This window comes from Vibrio sp. 10N.222.48.A3 (genome assembly GCF_041475345.1).
Lineage (GTDB): Bacteria > Pseudomonadota > Gammaproteobacteria > Enterobacterales > Vibrionaceae > Vibrio > Vibrio tasmaniensis_A.
Map to the genome: position 1 here is coordinate 1 of NZ_JBFRVX010001560.1, position 318 is coordinate 318.

The 318-nt window shown below is 47.5% G+C and carries 1 protein-coding gene; it reads left to right on the forward strand.

All coding sequences use genetic code 11. The annotated features are described in order from the left end of the window. Positions 1–240: cellulose-binding domain-containing protein (locus AB4653_RS27725; protein WP_372105850.1), on the forward strand; the 240-nt coding region annotated here is incomplete at its 5' end. Between the last annotated feature and the right edge of the window lie 78 nt (positions 241–318).

The following is a 318-nucleotide window of genomic DNA, read 5'->3' on the forward strand; positions in this document are numbered from 1 at the left end:
CCACTGGGTGATATCAGTACTGGTGGCGGTAATCCTGGTGATGGCGGTACCAACCCAGGTACATGCGATACTGCGGGTTTAGCTGTATATCCCGACTTACCTCAGAAAGATTGGGCGGGTAACCCAAGCCACGCAAACACGGGCGACCAAGTGGTTCATAACGGTAGTGTTTACCAAGCAAACTGGTGGACAAGTGCCGAGCCGGGTAGTGACGGCAGTTGGACCAAAGTGTGCTCTTAATTTAAGGCTAAGCAATGTATTTATAGACAATAGAGCGTAGTAATAGGTAATAAATGCGAATGCTTTTAAGTCGATTTA